This window comes from Novosphingobium sp., assembly GCF_036803765.1.
Taxonomy (GTDB): Bacteria; Pseudomonadota; Alphaproteobacteria; order Sphingomonadales; family Sphingomonadaceae; genus Novosphingobium.
This window is the reverse complement of record NZ_DAIRTS010000019.1, coordinates 24868-44988: the sequence shown is the minus strand read 5'-3', so window position 1 is coordinate 44988 and position 20121 is coordinate 24868. Positions and strand designations below refer to the sequence as shown.

The following is a 20121-nucleotide window of genomic DNA, read 5'->3' as shown; positions in this document are numbered from 1 at the left end:
TCGTGTCAGATGGTGCTGCCCCTTCGGGCGGCGGCCTCAGGCGTCGTAGTCAGCGCCCAGCGAGGTGTTGCGCACCGGCGCTGCGGCCGTGATGCGCAGGGCCTCGGCCGACTGCGAAAGCGAGCCGATTTCATCGACTTCGTCGTCGTCGTCGGGCAGGACGCGCTGCAGCGACTGGATCAGGTTTTCCTTGAGGATCGTCGGGCGCACGGTCTCGTCGGCGATTTCGCGCAGGGCGACCACCGGGTTCTTGTCGCGGTCACGATCGATGGTGAGTTCGGCCCCGCCCGCGATCGCGCGAGCACGCTCGGCGGCCAGCAGAACCAGGTCGAAACGGTTGGAAACCTTGTCGACGCAATCTTCGACAGTAACGCGCGCCATGGGCACTCCAGAAATCAGGAATGGTCGGGAAGCGGCAGCTAGGCAGCAAGCTGCAAAAAGTCAAGAAACTTAGGGTTCCATAGCTCGGTTTAGATGGCCTTTCGGTCCGATATGTGAAACCATCGGTAACGCTAAGGCAAGACTTGGGCTATAACATCGACCTGACCGTCGATCGGCCGCATCAGCGTCCGGTCCTTCAGCTTGGAGATCAGGGCCGTGGCCCAGCACAACGATCAGCCGCCGCCGGCGCCCGCGATTTCGGCCGACCCCGTCGGTGCCGAACTGCGCGCCGCGCCGCGTTTCACGCTGCTGATCCGCGTCGCCAAGCTTGTCGTCGACGGTGCGGAATACCCTTGCGTGCTGCGCGACGCCTCGGACACCGGCGCCAAGGTTCGCGTGTTCACGCCGATTCCGCCGCACCGCGAACTCCTGATCGAGCTGGGCAATGGCCAGCGCCATGCCGCGCGGCTGGTATGGACCGCGGCCGATCACGCCGGTCTGCAGTTCGACAGCCCGATCGATGTCCAAGCCGTCATCGACGAACCGGGATCCAATGCACGCCGCCAAGTGCGCCTGCGCCTCGCGATCGACGGCATGCTGCATTCGGGCGGCGAGCGCGCCGCGATCCACCTGCACGACATCTCGCAGCAGGGCGCCGGCATCAGTTGCGACAAGTGGTTGATGGTGCATGAACTGGTCCGGCTCGAGACGCCGGTGGCGCCGCCGATCTATGCCAAGGTCCGCTGGCGCGACCACCCGCGCTACGGCCTGGTGTTCGAACAGACCTTCAAGCTCGACGAGCTGGCGCAGATCGTCGCGCGGCTGCATGGCGGCCGCCACGAACCGGCACCGGGAGGCCAGAACGGTTCGCATGCCGGCCATCGCATCGGCGCTGCAGCCGCCAGGACCGCGCCGCGATGACCCGCGCGGCGGCCACGGGGAAGCCCGTAGCGCCACCGCAGGACATGCTTAACATTAACCATCCTTTATCCAATTTCCTTCATTCCTTGCCTATCGACGAATCCATCGAGACGGGGGCAAGGCATGGTTAACGAGCGCAAGGTCGAAGGGCTGAACATCGCCCGCGGCGACCTCCACGATCGCGCCAACCAGCATTATCATGTGGACGTGGCGATCATCGGCGCCGGCCCGGCCGGGCTGACCGCCGGGTATCTGCTGGGCAAGCAGGGCCTCTCCGTCGCGATCATCGAGAAGGACACGCGCTACGTCGGCGGCATCAGCCGCACCGTGGAGCACGAAGGCTATCGCTTCGACATCGGCGGCCACCGCTTCTTTTCCAAGTCGCAGGCCGTGGTCGACCTGTGGAACGAGATCCTGCCAGACGACTTCATCCAGCGCCCGCGGATGAGCCGCATCTACTACGAGGGCAAGTTCTACTCCTACCCGCTGCGCGCGTTCGAGGCGCTGTTCAACCTCGGCATCGTGCGCTCCACGCTGTGCATGGCCAGCTACGCCAAGGCCAAGGCCTTCCCCAACAAGGCCGTGCGCAGCTTCGAGGACTGGACCGTCAACCAGTTCGGCCAGAAGCTCTATTCGATCTTCTTCAAGACCTACACCGAGAAGGTCTGGGGCATGCCCTGCAACGAGATGAGCGCCGACTGGGCCGCGCAGCGGATCAAGGGCCTCTCGCTCGGCGCGGCGGTGCTCGACGGGTTCAAGCGCAGCCTCGGGCTCAACAAGAAGCCCAACGACGGGATGCAGACCAAGACGCTGCTCGAGACCTTCCGCTATCCGCGCCAGGGGCCGGGGATGATGTGGGAAGCCGCGCGCGACAAGATCGTGGCTGCCGGTGGCCGCGTGCTGATGGGCCACGCGATGAAGCAGCTGGCGAGCGACGGCGCAGGCGGCTGGCGCCTGCTCGCCACGCGCGACGATGGCGGCGAGACGATGATCCACGCGGCCCATGCGATCAGCTCGGCACCGATGCGCGAGCTCGCCGCACGGCTCCATCCGCTGCCGCAGACAGTGATCGAGGCCAACGACCTCAAGTACCGCGACTTCCTGACCGTCGCGCTCAAGATCCGCTCGGAAGACCTGTTCCCCGACAACTGGATCTACATCCACGACAGCAAGGTGAAGGTCGGCCGGATCCAGAACTTCCGCTCGTGGTCGCCCGAGATGGTGCCCGACGACAGCGTGGCCTGCGTCGGCCTCGAGTATTTCTGCTTCGAGGGTGACGACTTGTGGGCCGCGAGCGACGACGACCTCGTCGCGCTGGCGACGCGTGAGATGGAGATCCTGGGCCTGATCCGTCCCGACCAGGTGATCGGCGGCGTGGTCGTGCGCCAGGAAAAGGCCTACCCGGTCTACGACGATACTTATGCCGCCAACGTCGACGCGATGCGGCGCGAGCTGGAAATGAGCCATCCGACGTTGCACCTCGTGGGCCGCAACGGCATGCACCGCTACAACAACCAGGATCACGCGATGATGACCGCGATGCTGACGGTGGAAAACATCGTCGCCGGCGCGCGGCTCTACGACACCTGGTGCGTCAACGAGGACGCCGAATACCACGAGGCCGGTGCCGAAGGGGCAGACGCCGGGCTTCCCGAAACGCGCCGGCCCAGCGCCGACCAGGCGGCCGCGCTCGCCTCTCTGCGTCAGGTGCCCGCGCGCGTGGCGCCCGCCGCCCGCGCGGCGTGACCGGACCGGGTGCGGGAGCGGGGTTGATGCTGTCACGCGTCCAGCGCTGCGCGGCGCCGGTTTTCCTTCGCTACGTGCTGGCCAGCGTCGGCGCGCTGGCGGTCGACATGGGATCGTTTCTGGCCGGGCTGGCCCTGGGCGTTCCGGCGGTGGCCGCATCGGTATTGGGCTATGCCCTCGGGATCACGGCGCACTGGATGCTCTCGTCCACCGTGGTCTTTGCCGATGATGTCGCGGCGGCCGGCGCCGCGCGGCGCCGCCAGCAGGCGCTGTTCGTCGCCTCTGCCCTCGTTGGCCTCGGCGTGACGGCGCTGGTCGTCGGCGGACTGGCGCGGCTGGGCCTCGATCCGCGCGCGGCGAAACTGGCGGCGGTGGGGATCAGCTTCGTCGTCACTTGGCTGCTGCGCCAGCGCGTGGTGTTCCGGTGAGCGCACCGGGCGTCGCACCGCACGCCTCCAACATTTCTTCCAGCCCCGTGATGCCCTGGCGCCCGATCCTGCTGGTCTGGGGCCTTATCATGCTCCTGCTGCTGGCGGTGCACTGGCGCGCCGTGCCGGCCCTGCACATGGCCGATCCCGACGATGCGCTGCGGCTGGTGCAGGTGCGCGACCTGCTGGCCGGCCAGCCCTGGTTCGACCTCCATCAATACCGCATCATGGCGCCCGAGGGCGTGCTGATGCACTGGTCGCGCCTGGTCGACTTGCCGCTCGCTGCGGTGATCGTCATGCTGCGCCCGCTGCTGGGCCAGCCGATCGCCGAGCAGGCCGCGCTGATCGTCGTTCCCGCCCTGACGCTGCTGGCTGCGCTGGCGCTGGTGATGCGCACGACCTGCCGGCTGTTCGACCGCGACACCGCGATAATTTCCGGCATCGTCGTCGGCCTCACCGGCCCGCTGCTGCACCAGATGCAGCCGCTGCGCATCGATCACCACGGCTGGCAGATCGTCGCCGCGCTGGCGGCACTGGCGGCGTGGCACGACGACGACCGGCGTCGTGGCAGCGCGGTGCTGGGCATTGCGCTCGCTGTGGGCCTAGCCATATCGCTCGAAGGATTGCCGCTGGCGGTGCTGTTCATCGCCGGGCTGGTGGTGCGTGATGGCCGCCACCGTCGCTGGGATGCGCTGGCTAGTTCTACCGCCGCTTTGGCAGGCACTTCGATCGTCCTGTTCCTTGCCCTGCGCGGGTTGGTCGATGGGATCGAGCATTGCGATGCGGTCTCGCCGATGCACCTGGCGGCCATGGTCTGGGCGGCGGCAGGATGCGCCGCGCTGGCCCATTGGCGACCGCGCAACCTGGCAGTGGTCGCGGCGGTGCTCGCCGTCGTTGCGATCGGCGCGGCCGGCATCCTCTCGCTCAGCGCCCCGCAGTGCGTCGGCGGCGCGTTCGGAGGCATGGACCCCTATGTGAAGTCGCATTGGCTGGACAACGTGCGCGAAGGCCGCCCGGTCTGGGGCAACGGTCTCGTCGGCTGCATGGCGCTGATCGCCGCGGTTCCGCTCGGCCTGCTCGGCTGCGTACAACTGCTGCGCCAGGCCCGCGGCGACGCGCGGATGCGCTGGCTGGGCCATGGGCTCATCCTGCTCGGCGCGGCACTGGTCGGGCTGCTGGTGAGCCGGGCGATGATCACCGCCTCGGCGCTGGCGATCCTGACGGCGGCATGGCAATTGCGGCAATGGCGCCTCGCGGCCCTCGCCAGCCCGCAACTGGGTCGGCGCATCGGCATCACTGCGGCCATGCTGCTCGCAGTGATGCCGGTCATCCCCGCCGCCGGATACGACGCGCTGCGCAGCCGGCTCCATCCCAAGCCGCAGGATGCCGGCGACGGCGCGCAAGGATGCGATTTCGTGCGCGGTCTGGCCCCGCTCGATCGCCTGCCGGCAACCGATGTCTTTGCGCCGCTCGATATCGGCCCGGAAATCCTCATGCGCACGCACCAGCGCGTCGTCGCCACCGCGCACCATCGCGGCAGCGCCGCGATCGGCGACGTCCTGCATGGCTTCATGGAACGGCCGGACCAGGCCCGCCCCTACGTCGCCCGGCGGCACGCAGGGCTCGTCGTGGTCTGTACGCGTACGCCCGAACTCGGACTCTATCGCCGCTATGCGCCGCAGGGTCTGGCGGCGGCCCTGCTCGATGGCCACCCACCCGCGTGGCTGCGCCCCCTGCCCTGGCCCGGTGGCGACAGCACCGGCATCGCCGTGTGGCAAGTCCGGCAACCCTGACCAAACGAAACGCGCCGCCTCTCCCATAACGGGAAAAGCGGCGCGCCGTGCATTCGTGTGGCGATCAGGCGCCGGCCGAGGCGACCTCTTCGGCCAGCGTCGGATAGTCGGCGTAGCCCTCGGGCACCGGGAAGTACCAGCTTTCGGGAGCATTGCGGTTGGGGGCCAGCGGGGCACCCTGGCGAATGCGCTCGACCAGATCGGGGTTGGAAATGAACGGACGGCCGAAGCTGACCGCATCGGTCCGGCCCGAGGCCACGTCGGCTGCCGCCTGTTCGGGGGTGTAGTCGCTGTTGAGCACCAGCGGACCCTTGTAGATCGAGCGGATCAGCGCATCCTGCGCCGGCACATCGGTGCTGCCGAAGGTGCCGTCCGGCCCCGGCTGGCGCAGTTCGACGAACCCGGTGCCCAGATCCTGCAACGCCTGTGCGGCGACGCCGAACACGGCCGCGGGGTTGCTGTCGTCCACGCCCTGGCTGTCGCCGTTGGGCGAGAGGCGCACCGAGACGCGATCGGCGCCCCACACCGAAATCAGGCGCTCCATCACCTCGCGCAGCAGGCGCACGCGGTTTTCGGGGCTGCCGCCGTAGTCGTCGTCGCGCAGGTTCGATCCGTCACGCAGGAACTGGTCGATCAGGTAGCCATTCGCGCCGTGCAGCTGGACGCCGTCGAAGCCGGCCTTCTTCGCGTTTTCGGCGGCGAGGGCATAATCGTCGAGCAGGCGCGGCATTTCATCGAGGCGCAGGGGGCGTGCCTCGACCGCGTCCTTGCGGCCCTCGAAAGTGTGGACGTGGCCGGGGACGCGGGTGGCCGAGGCAGAGACCGGCGGCTGGCCTTCGTTGAAGTCGGGATGGACCACGCGGCCCATGTGCCACAGCTGCGCGACGATGCGTCCGCCCGCGGCATGGACGGCATCGGTGACCGGCTTCCAGCCCTCGACCTGGGCGTCGGTCCACAGGCCCGGTGCATGCGGCCAGCCCAGGCCTTCCTTGCTGATGCCGGTGGCCTCGCTGATGATCAGCCCGGCGCTGGCGCGCTGCTCGTAGTACTTGATCATGATCGGCGTCGGCACGGCATCGCGCCCGGCGCGGCCGCGGGTCAGCGGTGCCATGATGATGCGGTTCGGCGCGGAAATGGCGCCAAGCGCGATCGGCTGGAACAGGGAGTCATGCATGGGAACTACCTCTTGGCAGTGAGTTAAGTTGCGTATTGCAACCTTTATGCCGCCGTTTCGATCCCCGTGGCAAGCCGGATAAACGCACCGACCCGCAATTTCGCCTTCGCGCCTGCAAAGAAATTCAGCCCTGCCTATCCGTGCCCGTGCTGCAGGCCGCGCAGCGGCCGCGAATTTCCACCATCGGCCGCACCTCGGTAAAGCCCGCATCCTGTGCCGCGCCGCGCAGCGCATCGGTCAGCCGGTCGTCGTCGATGTGGGTGATGCGCCCGCACACGTCGCAGATCAGGAAGATGCAGTCGTGGCGGCAGCCCGGGTGGCTGTTGGCGATATAGGCATTGGCGCTCTCCACCCGGCGCGCCAGGTTGGTGCGCACGAACAGGTCGAGGATGCGATAGACGCTGTTGGGGGCAACCCGCTTGCCGCGCCGCTCGCCCACCGCCTCGGCGATGTCGTAGGCGGAGGAGGCGCCATCCTGGGCGCAGAGCACGGCGAAGACGTCGGCGCGCATGTCGGTCCACTGCTCGCCCGATTGGGTGAGCGCGGCCCTCGCCGCTTCGACCAGCCTATCGCCGGCAACATGGTGGTGATCGTGACGGCCCATGCCTTCCAGATAGGCATGGGCGGCCATCGTTGCAATTCAGTTCGGCGTGAAGTCCGGCTTGTACCACTGCGGGAAGGTCCGCTTGAGCGCATCGACCCGCGCCACGTCCCAGCGCAGGATATAAGGATGGCGCGGATTGCGCAGCGCAAAGTCCTGGTGCTCGGCGGGGCCGGGGTAGAAACCGTGCCATGGCTCGATGCGGGTGACGATCGGCCGCTTCCACAGCTTCAGCGCCTTGAGCTGCGCGATGTAGGCGGCCGCGACACGCTTCTGCTCAGGGCCGATCGGCACCAGCGCGTTGCGGTACTGCGGACCGACGTCGGGTTCCTGGCGGTTGAGCTGGGTGGGATCGCTGGCCACCCCGAAGAAGACCTGCAGCAGCTGGTCGTAGCGGATCCTGGCCGGATCGTAGGTCACGCGGATCGCTTCGGCATGGCCGGTCGTGCCGGTGCTGACCGTCTCGTAGTCCGCATCGGCGCGCAACCCGCCCTCGAAGCCGGAAACGACGCTGGTCACGCCCTTGAGGTGACTGAACACCGCCTCCATGCCCCAGTAGCATCCGCCGGCGAACACCGCGGTCTTGAGGCCGGACGCTTCATTGGCGCGGATCACCGCCTCGGGCACGCGCGGGGCGGGTTGTTCGGCAAGCGCCGGCTGCTGGCAGGCTGCCAGCGCCAGCGCCAGCGCCGCGGTGGCGCCCAGGCTCATGAGGGCGCCGCGCAGGGTCACGGGTGAGCCGCGGCCTGAGTCGGGGCCGCGCTCGCGGCGCTCACCGGCGAGAGCGCATGCAGCGAGGTCAGCGTGGTTGCGCCCACGGCCACTGCGCCCAGCGCGAAGCCCAGCGCGAGCGAGCGAAAGAAATCCCGTTGAAACAGACCCATGGCGCAATCCAGTCAAAATCAGTTGCATTCTGCTACTGTGCAGATGCGAACGCGCCTTTAGACTTACAAGAGGCGGCATGTCCATATCCTTCGACCAACAGCAAATCGCCGCCGACCAGAAGCCGAAACTCAAAGGCTGGCGATCGGTCGCCAGAAACGCCTCAGCGCCTTAACGTAACCCAAACGGGGGCATGGTCGCTGGCCTTTTCCCGCCCGCGATGCGCCTTGTCGACGCCCGAGGCGACCAGCCGGTCGGCGAGTTCGGGGCTGAGCAGGGCGTGGTCGATGCGAAAGCCGTGGTCGCGTGGCCAGGCCCCGGCCTGATAGTCCCAGAACGTCCACAGACCACCCTGGGGATGGTGCAGGCCCAGCGCATCGGTCCATCCGTCGGCCAGCAGGCGCTGGTAGGCATCGCGCGACTCAGGCTGCATCAGCGCATCGGTCGCCATGGCCCGGATGTCCCACACGTCCTTGTCGGTGGGAATCACGTTGAAGTCGCCCAGCACCGCGGCGGGCACTTCCTCGGCCCAGATCTGGCCCATGCGGGTGCGCAGGCGGTCCATCCAGCGCAGCTTGTAGTCGAACTTGGGGCCGGGCTGCGGATTGCCGTTGGGCAGGTAGATGCACACCACGCGCACCCCGAAGACATCGGCCTCGAGATAGCGGGCGTGCTCGTCCTCGGGCTCGCCGGCCAGGCCGCGCTGCACTTCGACCGGCTTCTCGCCGTCGGCCAGGATGGCGACGCCATTGAAGCCTTTCTGCCCGTGCCAGATCGCATGATAGCCGATCTTCTCGAAGTCCTCCGCGGGGAAGCCTTCGTCCTGCGTCTTGATCTCCTGCAGGCAGGCGACGCTGGGGCGCGTTTCCTCGAGCCATTCGAGCAGGCGCGGCAGGCGCGCCTTGATGCCGTTGATGTTGAAGCTGGCGAGCTTGAGCGGCGCCGCGCTGCTCACACCGAGAAACTCGCGCCGCAACCGCAGCCCGAGGCGGCATTGGGATTGGTCACGCGGAACGCCGCGCCGCCCAGCGACTCGACATATTCGACCGCGGCACCGGCCACGAGATCAAGGCTCATCGCATCGACCGCCAGCTGCACGCCGTCGGTCTCGACCACGGTGTCGTCGGCCTCGATCGAATCGGCCAGCCCGAAGCGGTACTGGAAACCCGAACAGCCGCCACCCTCCACGGCGAGCCGCAGGATCGCGGGCTTCGCCTGCTTGGCGGCAATGGCCGCCACGCGCGCGGCGGCGGACGGTGCCAGGGTGATGGCGGGGGCGGCAGAAGCGGGCTGGGTCATGGCTTGCGAGATAGGCGCGGTGGCGCCCATGCTCAAGGGCGTTGGGACCTGCAGCGCCGCAGATCCACCCCATCCGCGACGTGGAGGTGTCAGGCGCGCCAGCGCCTGACGGAGGGGTCGGGCCTCTCGCAACGGCTCGGACCAGGCAAGGCGCGGTTGCAGGCGCCGGTCGGCGGGCCTACCCTCGCGTCCATGACTACCCCTGCCCCGCCTGTCTTCCACCCCGGCCCGCATGGCCTGTCGCTCGCCACGCGTTTCACGCCCGGGTTCGGGCCGGCACTCGTGTTCCTGCCCGGCTACATGTCCGACATGGCGGGCGGCAAGGCGACCGCGGTGTTCGACTGGGCGGCAGAGATCGGGCGTGCCTGCCTGCTGCTCGACTATTCGGGCTGCGGCCTTTCCGAGGGCAAATTTGCCGAGGGCACGCTGTCGCGCCGGCGGGACGAGGTCGTGGCGCTGATCCACGCGCACGCCCTGGACGAGGTCGTGCTTGTCGGCTCGAGCATGGGCGGCTGGCTCATGCTGCTGGTGGCGCAGGCCCTGCCCGGCACCGTGCGCGCGCTGGTCGGCCTCGCCGCGGCGCCCGATTTCACCGAATGGGGCTACGACACGGCGCAGAAGGCCATGCTGGCGGCCGGGGAGACGGTGCTCGAGCCCAACCCCTATGGTCCCGAGCCGACCCCGACTCACGCCGCCTTCTGGGCCGATGGGCAGGCGCTGCAGCAATTGAACGATGGCGTTCCCTTCGATGGCGCGGTCCGGCTCATTCACGGCCAGGCCGATGCCGATGTGCCCTGGACCTTGGCGCTCACCCTGGCCGAAAAGTTGCGTTCATCCGATGTGCAGGTGCTGCTGATCAAGGACGGCGACCATCGCCTCTCGCGCCCGCAGGACATCGCCGTGCTGCTGGATACGCTGGCCTCCTTGCCCCGGGATTGATCTGACGGATGCTGCTTGCCCTCGCCCTGTTCGCCGCTTCAGGTTCGTTTGACGCCCATTGGCAGCAGATCGGCCCGAGCCCGCGTCCGCTGCAGCTTAACGACCTGCCGATTCCCGGCCGCCGCAAGCCGGCCCCCCAGGGCGGGGACGAGGCCGACGCCTCCGCCCCCGCCCCGGCCAAGCGCGACCGGCTGTCCGATTGCCTCAGCGTCGGGCGCGATAACCCCGCGCTCGCCGAAAGCCTCGCCGAGCACTGGCTGGCCGAGGTCAAGGTGGGTTCGGAGCGGGTGCGCGCCAACCAGTGCCTGGGGCTGATGCGCAGCCAGCAGGGCAATTACGACGGCGCCTATGCCGCCTTTACCGAGGCGGTCGGGTTGATCCCTCCGGCGCAGGCGGCCGGGGCCGTGCCGCTGATGGCCATGGCCGGCAATGCCGCGCTCGCGGCGGGCAAGCCGCAGGATGCGCTGACCTGGCTCGATCGTGCGCTGATCGTGCACGACTTTGCCGACAACGCCGCGCTCGGCGCGGTCCAGACCGATCGCGCCCGCGCGCTGGTGGCCCTGGGACGCAATGCGGATGCCGCCAAGGCGCTGGGCGAAGCGCATCGGCTTGCGCCCGAGGACCCCGAGGGCTGGCTGCTTTCCGCCACGCTCGCACGCCGCGACAAGGATCTTGCGACGGCGCAGCACGATATCGAGGAAGCCGCCCGGCTCGACCCGCGCAATGCCGCAGTGGGCGTCGAGGCCGGCGTGATCGCGATGCTCGGCAACCGCGAGGATGCGGCGCGCCAGTCGTGGCAATCGGTGGTCGCCACCGCCCCCGGCAGCGACGAGGCCCGCACCGCGCAGGGCTACCTCGCGCAGATCGGTGCCGGCCCGTCTGGGGTTGATCGCGGCCAGCCTGCCCCCACATCGGGTGCAGCGTCCCTCCCCCGCGGGACGTCCGGAGATACCACGCGATGAAACTGTCCGTTCTCGATCTGGTGCCGGTGATCGAGGGCGGCTCGATCACGCAGGCCATGGCCGATGCCACCGCGCTCGCCGAAGCGGCCGAGGCCGCCGGCTACCACCGCTACTGGGTGGCCGAGCATCACGGCATGCCCGGCATCGCCGGTGGCGCGACGTCGGTGGTGCTCGCCCACGTCGGTCGCAACACCAGCCGCATCCGCCTCGGCGCGGGCGGGATAATGCTGCCCAATCACAATCCGCTGGTCATCGCCGAGCAGTTCGGCACGCTCGACGCGCTGTTTCCCGGCCGCATCGACCTTGGGCTGGGCCGCGCACCGGGTGCCGACCAGCGCATCGTGCGTGCGCTGCGCAAGGACGTGAACCGCTCGGCCGAGGATTTCCCGTCCGACGTGGTGGAACTGCAGGCCCAGTTCGCGGGCGATCCGCGGCTGCCGCTCCAGGCCAATCCCGGGCATGGCGCCGACGTTCGCATGTGGATCCTGGGCTCCAGCCTGTTCGGCGCGCAACTCGCGGCCATGCTCGGCCTGCCCTATGCCTTCGCCTCGCATTTTGCGCCCGATCACCTCGATGCCGCGCTGGCGCTCTATCGCGAGCGGTTCACGCCGTCCGACGTGCTCGACAAGCCCTATGCCATGGCCGCGATCAACGTGCTCTGCGCCCCGACCGACGCGGAGGCCGAATTCCTTGCGACCAGCCAGGACCAGTCGTTCGTGCGCCTGCGCAGCGGCGACCCGGGCAAGCTGCCGCCGCCGATCGCGGGCTATCGCGACACGCTCGCCGCCCCGCAGCGCGCCACGCTCGATCACTTCCGCCAGGTCAGCGCGATCGGCAGCCCCGAGACGGTGCGTGCCGGGCTCGAGGCGTTCCAGCGCCGCACCGGGGCGGACGAACTGATCGTGGCGGGCGCCACCTTCGATCCGGCCTTGCGCCGCCGCAGCCTCGCGCTCACCATGGAGGCGATCAAGGCGCCGGCCTGACATCGCCATGGCTAACGGCCGGCTTGGCTTAAGGCCCGCAGGGGCTTCATGCGGCCCCCCGGTTTGCCGGTCGTGAACCTTTCGGTGCGATGGATCGGGCACAGCGGTTTTCAAAGGCAGTTTCATTCGTTACCAAACGGGCCAGACCCACAAAAACGATAACACCCCACAAAAACTATAACACGGGCCGGCCGCGACCGGACCAGCCCGGGATTGCAGGAAGCGAACGCCATGGCATCGAGCACGACCGAGACCCCGTCATCCGGCTCAGGTTCATCAAGCCCGAACCCGTCGGGATCGGGGCCTGACTCCGACACGCTGGTAACCGCGCTCGCGGCCAGGCTCGAGGCGGCGCTGCTGCCCGGCGAGGCGGCCGATTTCGATGCCGAGCGCCTGGCCGAGGCGGCGCGTTTCACGCTGGCGACCGCGGCGCTGCGCAAGGGTTCGCAGCCGGCGGTGGCGATCGAGTCGGTCGGCGGCCAGCGCGCGCTGCGCATCGCCGTCATCAACGACGACATGCCGTTCCTCGTCGACTCGATCGCTGCGGCCATCACCGCGCAGGGCCTCACGATCGAGCGGCTGCTGCACCCGGTCCTCGCGGTGCGGCGCGATCCCAACGGCGCGCTGGTCGATCTGCCGCAAGGTGATGCGATCGGCGAACTGCGCGAGTCGATGATCTATCTCGAGACCGAGCGCGCCGATGCCAAGGCCCGCCGCGAACTCGCCGCCGCGCTCGATACGACGCTGGCCGATGTCCACGCTGCGGTGGCCGACTGGCCGCAGATGCAGGCGCTGATGCAGCACGACGCGCGCGGCCTGCCCGACCTCGAAGGCGCAGCGCTGCTGCGCTGGCTCGCCGACGGCATGCTGACCCAGCTTGGGCACGTCACCCGCCACCGCGACGGCACCGAGACCGAGGCGCTGGGCATCTGCCGCGCAAGCGACGCCGCGCTGCTGTCCGACGTGTCCTACGACCGCGCCTTTGCCTGGTTCGAGAAGGCCGGCGCCCGCGGCGAGGATGCCGTGCGCGTGCCGCTGATCGTCAAGGCCAACCGCATCGCGCGCGTCCACCGCCGCGTGCCGCTCGACCTGTTCATCGTGCCGGTGAACGAGGGCGGGCAGCTGGTCGCCCTCTCGGTCCATGCCGGCGTCTGGACCAGCTCGGCGCTCGCCGCCACGCCCGACCGCGTGCCGCGGATGCGCAGCCAGCTCGAGGCGCTGATGTCGAAGCTCGGCTTCGATCCCGCAGGCCATGCCGGCAAGGCGCTGGTCCATGCCCTGACCGCGCTGCCGCACGACCTCTTGATCTCGTTCGCCGATGCCGACCTGGAACGTATCGCGACGACGATGATGGGCCTCGTCGACCGTCCGCGCCCGCGTCTCGCGCTGGTGCGCGCGCCGCTCGACCGCCATCTCTATGCCTTCGTGTGGCAGCCGCGCGATACGCAGAGCACCGAGGTCCGCCGCCAGGTGACCCGCCTGCTTGAGCAGGAAACCGGCGGCCAGGTGATCGACTGGAGCCTGCAGGTCGAGGGCAGCACGCTTGCCCTTACCCGCTTCGCGATCGACATGCGCGGCGACGACGACACGCTGGCCGACCAGGGCCGCGGCGTCGACGAGGCCGCGCTCGACCAAGCCTTCCAGACCATGGTGCGCGGCTGGGAAGCCGCCGTCGAGGGCGAACTCGCCAAGACCGAGGAGCCGAGCCGCGCCGCCGCGATCGCCGCGCGCTATGCCCCGGCCTTCCCGGTCGGCTATCGCGCCGACTACGGCGCCGCCGAGGCTGCCAGCGACATCCGCGTGCTGCGCGCGCTGACCGCCGACGATGCGCCGCGCCGCGCGGTGCAGCTGCACCGCCTGCCGGGTGAATCCGGCCTGCGGCTCAAGCTCTACCAGCGCGAGGGCGCGATCGTGCTGTCCGACGCCGTGCCGGTGCTCGAGAACTTCGGCTTTCGCGCGCTCGAGGAAGTGCCGACCGCGCTCGATCACGGCAAGCTCGGCTTCATCCACGACTTCCTGGTCGCCCACCCGGTCGATACCACGCCTGAGGCGCTGCTCGCCCGCGCCACCGCGATCGAGGATTCGCTGGCGGCGGTGCTCAACGGTGCGGCCGAGGACGATGCCTTCAACCGCCTGATCGTCGCGGTCGGGCTGACGGCGATCGAGGCCAACTGGCTGCGTGCCTGGTATCGCTACTTGCGCCAGGCGGGCATGACCTTCGGCATCGCCACCGTGGTCGATGCGCTCAAGAACGCGCCGGACGTCACGCGCGGGCTGGTCGCCTTCTTCCGCGCGCGCCACGATCCCGCCTTTGCCGGGGACCGCGCCGCTGCCGGCGACAGCGCCGCCGAGGCGATCCGCACCGGGCTGGCGGGTGTTGCCGCGATCAACGATGATCGCCTGCTGCGCTCGTTCCGCGCGCTGGTCGAGGCGGTGCTGCGCACCAATGCCTTTGCCCCGGCCGCGGCCGAGGCCGTGGCGTTCAAGCTCGATTCGGCCAAGGTCCCGGGCCTGCCCAAGCCGCTGCCGTGGCGCGAGATCTTCGTCTACAGCCCGCGCGTGGAAGGCATCCACCTGCGCGCCGGGCCGATCGCACGCGGGGGCCTGCGCTGGTCCGACCGGCGCGACGACTTCCGCACCGAAATCCTCGGCCTGATGAAGGCGCAGCGCGTGAAGAACGCGGTGATCGTGCCCACCGGCGCCAAGGGCGGCTTCTATCCCAAGCAGTTGCCCGACCCGGTGCGCGAGCGCGAGGGCTGGCTCGCCGAAGGCAAGGCCAGCTACCAGGTGTTCATCCGCACGCTGCTGTCGATCACCGACAACATCGTCGATGGCGCGGTGGTCCATCCCGAAGGCGTGGTCATCCTCGACGGTGAGGATCCCTATTTCGTCGTCGCCGCCGACAAGGGCACCGCAACCTTCTCCGACGTCGCCAATGCGATTGCCGCCGAGCGGGACTTCTGGCTCGACGACGCTTTCGCCAGCGGCGGCTCGAAGGGATACGACCACAAGGCCATGGGCATCACCGCCAAGGGTGCCTGGCTCTCGGTCCAGCGCCACTTCCTCGAACTGGGCGTCGACGTGCAGAACGACCCGGTCCGCGTGATCGGCGTGGGCGACATGTCGGGCGACGTGTTCGGCAACGGCATGCTGCTGTCCAAGGCGCTGAAGATCGTTGCCGCGTTCGACCATCGCCACATCTTCCTCGATCCCGATCCTGACGCGGCGGCAAGCTGGGCGGAACGCAACCGCATGTTCGCACTGCCGCGGTCGAGCTGGGACGACTATGACAAGAGCCTGATCTCGGCGGGCGGCGGGGTCTTCCCGCGCAGCCTCAAGTCGATCCCGCTGTCGCCCGAAGTGCGCGCCGCACTCGGCATCACGATGGAGGAACTCGACCCCGATACCCTGATCGCGCTGATCCTTCAGGCGCCGGTCGACCTGCTGTGGTTCGGCGGCATCGGCACTTATGTGAAGGCGTCGAGCGAGGCCAACGTCAATGTCGGCGATCCCGCCAACGATGCGTTCCGCGTCTCGGCCAACGAAGTGCGCGTGCGGGTGATCGGCGAGGGTGCCAACCTCGGCATGACGCAGGCCGCGCGCATCGAGTTCGCGCTGCACGGCGGCCGGGTAAACACCGACTTCATCGACAATTCGGCCGGCGTCGACTGCTCGGACAACGAGGTCAACATCAAGATCGCGCTCGCCTCGGCCAAGCGCGCCGGGCGCCTCGACGAGGATGGCCGCGTCGCGCTGCTGTCGAGCATGACCGATGCGGTCGCGCACCTCGTGCTCGAGGACAACCGCCTCCAGGCGCTGGGCCTCTCGATTGCCGAGCGCGGCGGGGTGCAGGCCGTGCCCGCGCTGACCCGCCTGATCGACGTGCTCGAGGAGAACGGCGATCTCGATCGCAAGACCGAGGGCCTCGCCGGGTCGGACGAATATGCCCGCCGGGCCGCTGCCGGGGCCGGGCTGATGCGCCCCGAACTGGCGGTGCTGGTCTCCTCGACCAAGCTGGTGCTCCAGCGCGCGCTGGAGGAAAGCCCGGTGGTCGATGACCCTGTGCTCGAGGAAGAACTCCTCGCTGCCTTCCCCGAGGCGATGCGCGAGACCTACGAGACTGACATCGTCCACCACCGCCTGCGCCGCGAGATCATCGCGACCAAGCTGGCCAACCGCATCGTCAACCGCCTCGGCCCGGTCCATCCCTTTGAACTGGCCGAAGAAGAAGGCATGTCGCTGGCGCAAGTCGCGGCCGCCTTCGTCGCGGCAGAGCGGCTGCTGGGCCTGCGCGAGACGTGGGACCTGCTCGATACGGCATCGATGCCCGAGCAGCTGCGCCTGTCGCTGTTCGAGCGCACGGCGCGCGGGCTGCGCGGTCACATCGCCGACGTGCTGCGCTCGTGCCACGGCACGCTGGAGCCCAACGAGCTGATCGAGGACCTGTGCGGCGGCGTCGGGCGCCTGTCGCACACCACGGCCGAGCTGCTGCGCGGCGAGGCGCAAGTCCAGGCCAAGGCCATGGCGCAGGAACTGGCCGATGCCGGCACCCCGGCCGATGTCGTCCAGCGCGTCGTTCACCTGTTCGACCTCGACGGGGCGATCGGGCTGGCGCACCTGGCCGACGAACTCGACGTCGACGCGGTGGTGCTGACCGGCGCCTTTGCCGATCTCGGCGCGCAGTTGGGCATCGACTGGGCGCAGCAGACCGCGGCGCGCATGGTTCCGTCCGACCCGTGGGAGCGCTTGCTCGTGGCCGGCCTCGCGCGCGATTTCCAGCAGATGCGCATGGAATTCCTGCGCCGGCTGGGCGGCACCAATCCCGATGACGCGACGCACGCGTGGCTGGCCGCCAAGGCCGAGCCGGTGCGCCAGCTGCGCGCGCTGATCGCCCGCGCGCAGGCGACCGCCACGGTGACGCCGGCCATGCTGGCGCAGATCGCCAGCCAGGCCCGTAGCCTGCTGCTGCGCTAATGCTTGGCATAAGTTGGCGCGGTTCCGCTTGACGGGCCGCGCCAATTGCCGCCAATCCACGGGCAAAGCGTGAGGAGGCGGATATGGGTGCGTTCGAGACCGGCTTTGCCGATGCGGTGATCGTGGGGGCCGGCCACGGCGGCGCGCAGGCGGCGATCGCGCTGCGCCAGAACGGGTTTACCGGGTCTATCCTGGTGATCGGGCGCGAGCCGGAACTGCCTTACGAACGCCCGCCGCTGTCCAAGGAATACCTGGCGCGCGACAAGACCTTCGACCGCATCATGATCCGCCCGGCCGCGTTCTGGGCCGACAAGCAGGTCGAGATGGCGCTGGGCCACGAAGTCGTGGCCGTCGATCCCGAGGCGCGCAGCCTGCGCACCGCGGATGGCGCGACGATCAGCTATGGCGACCTGATCTGGGCCACCGGCGGCGACGCGCGGCGCCTGTCGTGCGCCGGGCACGATCTCGTCGGCGTCCACGGCGTGCGCACCCGCGCCGATGCCGATCGCCTGATGGCAGAGCTCGATGCCGGGGCCCGGCGCGCAGTGGTGATCGGTGGCGGGTACATCGGCCTCGAAGCCGCCGCCGTGCTCACCAAGTTCGGCGCGCAGGTCACCTTGCTTGAAGCCTTGCCGCGCGTTCTGGCGCGCGTGGCGGGCGAGGCGCTCTCGACCTTCTACCAGGACGAACACCGCGCGCACGGCGTGGACCTGCGCACCGAGGTCATGGTCGATTGCCTCGAGGGCGATGGCACCAAGGTGACCGGCGTGCGCCTTGCCGACGGCCATGTCCTGCCTGCGGACCTCGTGATCGTGGGCATCGGCATCATCCCGCAGGTCGGACCGCTGCTGGCCGCGGGCGCGGCGGGGGGCAACGGCGTGGACGTCGACGAATACTGCCGCACCTCGCTGCCGCACATCTACGCGATCGGCGACTGCGCGGCCCATGCCAACGACTTTGCCGACGGCGCGGTGATCCGCCTCGAATCCGTGCAGAACGCCAATGACCAGGCGACCACCGCCGCCAAGGCGATCTGCGGCGCGCCGGTGCCGTACCGGGCGGTGCCGTGGTTCTGGTCGAACCAGTACGACCTGCGCCTGCAGACGGTGGGCCTGTCCACCGGGCACGACGAGGCCGTGCTGCGCGGTGATCCCGCCACGCGCTCGTTCTCGGTGGTCTACCGCAAGAACGGCAAGGTGATCGCGCTCGACTGCGTCAACATGGTCAAGGACTACGTCCAGGGCAAAAAGCTGGTCGAGGCCCGCGCCGCGCTGAGCGCCGAGCAGCTGGCCGATGCCGGCGTGCCGCTCAAGGAGATGCTCTGACGGTCACACCCGCTTGAGGAAAGCGGCGATGGCGTTGAGCGCGTCGGGCTCGTCCATCATCGGTGCGTGGCCGACCCCTTCGACGGGGACGAGTGTCGCGTCGGGATGGCCGGCGACCATGGCCTCGGCGACGTCGGCATCCAGCAGGTCCGTGGCCGTGCCGCGCAGCACCAGCACCGGGCGGGACGACGCCAGCGCGTTCCACTTGGCCCAGGGGTCGGGATCGGCGACGATCCGGGACAGCGCACGGGCGATCGCGGGGTCGTAGTCGGCGACGACATGCGTCTGTCCGTCGGCCCGCGTTTCCTCGCGGAACAGCCGCCGGGCCATCGCGATCCAGTCCTGCGCGCCATACCGCGGAAAGACGTCGGCGTTGAGCGCGGCGACGGCAGCTGTGGCGGCGTTCCAGTCGGGCAGGGGAGGGCGCTCCCCGACATAGCCGGCGATGCGTTCCAGCCCGCGCGGCGCCAGTTGCGGCCCGATGTCGTTGATGACCGCACCGGCCACGCGGCCCGGATCGCGCGAGGCCAGCTCGATCGTGATAAGCCCGCCCATCGAGGTGCCGATGAAGATCGCACGCGCCAGGCCCAGCGCATCGAGCAGGCGCAGCACGTCGTCGACATACGTCGGCACGTCGTACTGCTCGGCCGGATCGCGTGCGGACGAGCCGCGCCCGCGCATGTCGAGCGCGAGGACGCGTCGCCCCTGTGCCGCGACCCAGGGCGCCAGGCTCTCGAAATCGCGCGAATTGCGGGTCAGGCCGTGAAGGCAGACCACCGGCAGCCGGGCAGGGCCGGCCGCCGCGGCATAGTCGCGCGCGAACAGGTCGAGGCCGTCGGCGCCGGTCCAGCGGCGCGCTTGCCAAGTCGCGGTCATGCCGCGTCCCCGCCGGGGCGCGTGGGGGCCATGCCCTGGCCGATCAGCCGTCCGGCTTCGGCCACCACGGCCTCGGGCGGCTCGTCGCCCCACACCCCGTAGCGCAGGCCGAGGAACACGTTCATGCCCATGATCGCCCAGGCCCGCACTTCGTTGTCGCCGGCTGCGATCTCGCCGCGCAGCGTCGCCGCCTCGAGCCGGGCGGCGATGCGATTGGCCGAATTGGTGTAGTGCTCGCGATAGGCAACCGGGTCGACGAATTCGGATTCGTCGATGATCCGGTAGATCTCCTTGTGCTGGCGCACGAACTCCAGATAGGCAAGCTGGCCCGCCCGTTCCGCCGCGAGCTGGTCGGGCGCGGCGGCGATGCGCGGCGCGACGTAGTCCTTCACCTGGCCCGACAGGTCGCGCACCAAGGCCTGGAAGATGGCTTCCTTGCTGTCGAAATAGACGTAGAAGCTGCCCGTGGCGACGCCGGCGCGCGCGGTGATCTGGCTGATCGCGGCATCGTGAAAGCCCTTCTCGCCGAATTCCTCGGCCGCGGCATTGAGCAGCGCGCGCAGGGTCTTCCGGCCGCGTTCGGTCTTGGGCACCTTCGTTCCCGGCACAGGGCCAAGGGGCACAGGGTCGGGGTGCGCAGGATTTGCGGGCGCCGGGGTCTCGGACGTCACGGCCGGGGAAATCGTCGCGTCAGGCATCGCTCTCGCCAGTTCTAATTTGAAGCGTGATTCATTTTTCACTATTAAGCCGGCAATGGCCTGCGACGCAAGATGTAGCGCATGCGGGTGCCGATGGGGAGAGAACCATGCCGAATGCCCGCGAAACCCTTGGAACGGC

Annotated in this window: 18 protein-coding genes; 9 read left to right on the top strand and 9 right to left on the bottom strand. The window is 69.2% G+C overall.

Annotated elements, in window-relative coordinates; genetic code table 11:
• Positions 1 to 36: 36 nt before the first annotated feature.
• On the bottom strand, positions 37 to 381 hold the full coding sequence (gene rpoZ / locus V7Q48_RS13040) for a DNA-directed RNA polymerase subunit omega (protein ID WP_333838663.1): 345 nt from the start codon (positions 379 to 381) through the stop codon (positions 37 to 39).
• Positions 382 to 597: 216 nt separating this feature from the next.
• Between rpoZ and V7Q48_RS13035 the strand changes: the two genes are divergently transcribed.
• The 4 genes from V7Q48_RS13035 (at position 598) to V7Q48_RS13020 (ending at position 5269) form a co-directional block, all read left to right on the top strand.
• Positions 598 to 1302, top strand: coding sequence for a PilZ domain-containing protein (locus V7Q48_RS13035; protein WP_333838662.1), 705 nt, complete (start codon positions 598 to 600; stop codon positions 1300 to 1302).
• 123 nt (positions 1303 to 1425) lie between these two features.
• On the top strand, positions 1426 to 3048 hold the full coding sequence (locus V7Q48_RS13030; RefSeq protein WP_333838660.1) for an NAD(P)/FAD-dependent oxidoreductase: 1623 nt from the start codon (positions 1426 to 1428) through the stop codon (positions 3046 to 3048).
• A 26-nt stretch (positions 3049 to 3074) separates the two neighbouring features.
• Positions 3075 to 3476: a GtrA family protein gene (locus V7Q48_RS13025; RefSeq protein WP_333838659.1), complete on the top strand. Its 402-nt coding sequence runs from the start codon at positions 3075 to 3077 to the stop codon at positions 3474 to 3476.
• Positions 3477 to 3526: 50 nt separating this feature from the next.
• A complete protein-coding gene (locus V7Q48_RS13020; RefSeq protein ID WP_333838658.1) occupies positions 3527 to 5269 on the top strand; it encodes a hypothetical protein in 1743 nt (580 codons plus the stop codon).
• Between the two features lie 64 nt (positions 5270 to 5333).
• Here the strand turns inward: V7Q48_RS13020 and V7Q48_RS13015 are convergent, their stop codons facing one another.
• The 6 genes from V7Q48_RS13015 to erpA form a co-directional block, all read right to left on the bottom strand.
• Positions 5334 to 6443 (bottom strand): alkene reductase, encoded by a 1110-nt coding sequence (locus V7Q48_RS13015; protein WP_333838657.1) that lies wholly within the window; start codon positions 6441 to 6443, stop codon positions 5334 to 5336.
• A 124-nt stretch (positions 6444 to 6567) separates the two neighbouring features.
• Positions 6568 to 7074, bottom strand: coding sequence for a Fur family transcriptional regulator (locus tag V7Q48_RS13010; RefSeq protein ID WP_333838656.1), 507 nt, complete (start codon positions 7072 to 7074; stop codon positions 6568 to 6570).
• Positions 7075 to 7083: 9 nt separating this feature from the next.
• Entirely contained in the window at positions 7084 to 7755 is a 672-nt protein-coding gene (gene msrA, locus V7Q48_RS13005; RefSeq protein WP_333838654.1) for a peptide-methionine (S)-S-oxide reductase MsrA, read from the bottom strand.
• A gap of 17 nt (positions 7756 to 7772) precedes the next feature.
• Positions 7773 to 7928 carry a hypothetical protein gene (locus tag V7Q48_RS13000; RefSeq protein WP_333838653.1) on the bottom strand — a complete coding sequence of 52 codons (156 nt, stop codon included), beginning with the start codon at positions 7926 to 7928 and terminating at the stop codon, positions 7773 to 7775.
• Positions 7929 to 8089: 161 nt separating this feature from the next.
• Positions 8090 to 8881 carry an exodeoxyribonuclease III gene (gene xth, locus V7Q48_RS12995; protein ID WP_333838652.1) on the bottom strand — a complete coding sequence of 264 codons (792 nt, stop codon included), beginning with the start codon at positions 8879 to 8881 and terminating at the stop codon, positions 8090 to 8092.
• A complete protein-coding gene (gene erpA / locus V7Q48_RS12990; protein WP_333838650.1) occupies positions 8878 to 9225 on the bottom strand; it encodes an iron-sulfur cluster insertion protein ErpA in 348 nt (115 codons plus the stop codon). Before erpA ends, xth begins: the two co-directional genes overlap by 4 nt.
• 192 nt (positions 9226 to 9417) lie before the next feature.
• Here erpA and V7Q48_RS12985 point away from each other — a divergent pair, with 192 nt between their 5' ends.
• From V7Q48_RS12985 to V7Q48_RS12965, 5 genes are all read left to right on the top strand, one after another.
• Positions 9418 to 10164 (top strand): alpha/beta fold hydrolase, encoded by a 747-nt coding sequence (locus V7Q48_RS12985; RefSeq protein ID WP_333838649.1) that lies wholly within the window; start codon positions 9418 to 9420, stop codon positions 10162 to 10164.
• Between the two features lie 8 nt (positions 10165 to 10172).
• On the top strand, positions 10173 to 11126 hold the full coding sequence (locus tag V7Q48_RS12980; protein WP_333838648.1) for a tetratricopeptide repeat protein: 954 nt from the start codon (positions 10173 to 10175) through the stop codon (positions 11124 to 11126).
• Positions 11123 to 12109, top strand: coding sequence for an LLM class flavin-dependent oxidoreductase (locus V7Q48_RS12975; RefSeq protein ID WP_333838646.1), 987 nt, complete (start codon positions 11123 to 11125; stop codon positions 12107 to 12109). The genes V7Q48_RS12980 and V7Q48_RS12975 overlap by 4 nt, the downstream gene beginning before the upstream one ends.
• Before the next feature lie 231 nt (positions 12110 to 12340).
• Positions 12341 to 17083, top strand: a complete 4743-nt coding sequence (locus V7Q48_RS12970) for an NAD-glutamate dehydrogenase domain-containing protein (RefSeq protein ID WP_333838644.1) — start codon at positions 12341 to 12343, stop codon at positions 17081 to 17083.
• 83 nt (positions 17084 to 17166) lie between these two features.
• A complete protein-coding gene (locus V7Q48_RS12965; protein WP_333838642.1) occupies positions 17167 to 18408 on the top strand; it encodes an NAD(P)/FAD-dependent oxidoreductase in 1242 nt (413 codons plus the stop codon).
• A gap of 3 nt (positions 18409 to 18411) precedes the next feature.
• Here the strand turns inward: V7Q48_RS12965 and V7Q48_RS12960 are convergent, their stop codons facing one another.
• Both V7Q48_RS12960 and V7Q48_RS12955 read right to left on the bottom strand, forming a co-directional pair.
• A complete protein-coding gene (locus V7Q48_RS12960) occupies positions 18412 to 19284 on the bottom strand; it encodes an alpha/beta fold hydrolase (RefSeq protein WP_333838641.1) in 873 nt (290 codons plus the stop codon).
• Positions 19281 to 19982, bottom strand: a complete 702-nt coding sequence (locus tag V7Q48_RS12955; protein ID WP_442947138.1) for a TetR/AcrR family transcriptional regulator — start codon at positions 19980 to 19982, stop codon at positions 19281 to 19283. The genes V7Q48_RS12960 and V7Q48_RS12955 overlap by 4 nt, the downstream gene beginning before the upstream one ends.
• Between the last annotated feature and the right edge of the window lie 139 nt (positions 19983 to 20121).

Coding starts and splice junctions, on each gene's coding strand:
- rpoZ (WP_333838663.1), bottom strand. CDS start 381: ATGGCGCGCGTTACTGTCGAAGATTGCGTCGACAAGGTTTCCAACCGT.
- V7Q48_RS13030 (WP_333838660.1), top strand. CDS start 1,426: ATGGTTAACGAGCGCAAGGTCGAAGGGCTGAACATCGCCCGCGGCGAC.
- V7Q48_RS13025 (WP_333838659.1), top strand. CDS start 3,075: ATGCTGTCACGCGTCCAGCGCTGCGCGGCGCCGGTTTTCCTTCGCTAC.
- V7Q48_RS13020 (WP_333838658.1), top strand. CDS start 3,527: ATGCCCTGGCGCCCGATCCTGCTGGTCTGGGGCCTTATCATGCTCCTG.
- V7Q48_RS13015 (WP_333838657.1), bottom strand. CDS start 6,443: ATGCATGACTCCCTGTTCCAGCCGATCGCGCTTGGCGCCATTTCCGCG.
- V7Q48_RS13010 (WP_333838656.1), bottom strand. CDS start 7,074: ATGGCCGCCCATGCCTATCTGGAAGGCATGGGCCGTCACGATCACCAC.
- msrA (WP_333838654.1), bottom strand. CDS start 7,755: ATGAGCCTGGGCGCCACCGCGGCGCTGGCGCTGGCGCTGGCAGCCTGC.
- V7Q48_RS13000 (WP_333838653.1), bottom strand. CDS start 7,928: ATGGGTCTGTTTCAACGGGATTTCTTTCGCTCGCTCGCGCTGGGCTTC.
- erpA (WP_333838650.1), bottom strand. CDS start 9,225: ATGACCCAGCCCGCTTCTGCCGCCCCCGCCATCACCCTGGCACCGTCC.
- V7Q48_RS12985 (WP_333838649.1), top strand. CDS start 9,418: ATGACTACCCCTGCCCCGCCTGTCTTCCACCCCGGCCCGCATGGCCTG.
- V7Q48_RS12980 (WP_333838648.1), top strand. CDS start 10,173: ATGCTGCTTGCCCTCGCCCTGTTCGCCGCTTCAGGTTCGTTTGACGCC.
- V7Q48_RS12975 (WP_333838646.1), top strand. CDS start 11,123: ATGAAACTGTCCGTTCTCGATCTGGTGCCGGTGATCGAGGGCGGCTCG.
- V7Q48_RS12970 (WP_333838644.1), top strand. CDS start 12,341: ATGGCATCGAGCACGACCGAGACCCCGTCATCCGGCTCAGGTTCATCA.
- V7Q48_RS12965 (WP_333838642.1), top strand. CDS start 17,167: ATGGGTGCGTTCGAGACCGGCTTTGCCGATGCGGTGATCGTGGGGGCC.
- V7Q48_RS12960 (WP_333838641.1), bottom strand. CDS start 19,284: ATGACCGCGACTTGGCAAGCGCGCCGCTGGACCGGCGCCGACGGCCTC.
- V7Q48_RS12955 (WP_442947138.1), bottom strand. CDS start 19,982: ATGCCTGACGCGACGATTTCCCCGGCCGTGACGTCCGAGACCCCGGCG.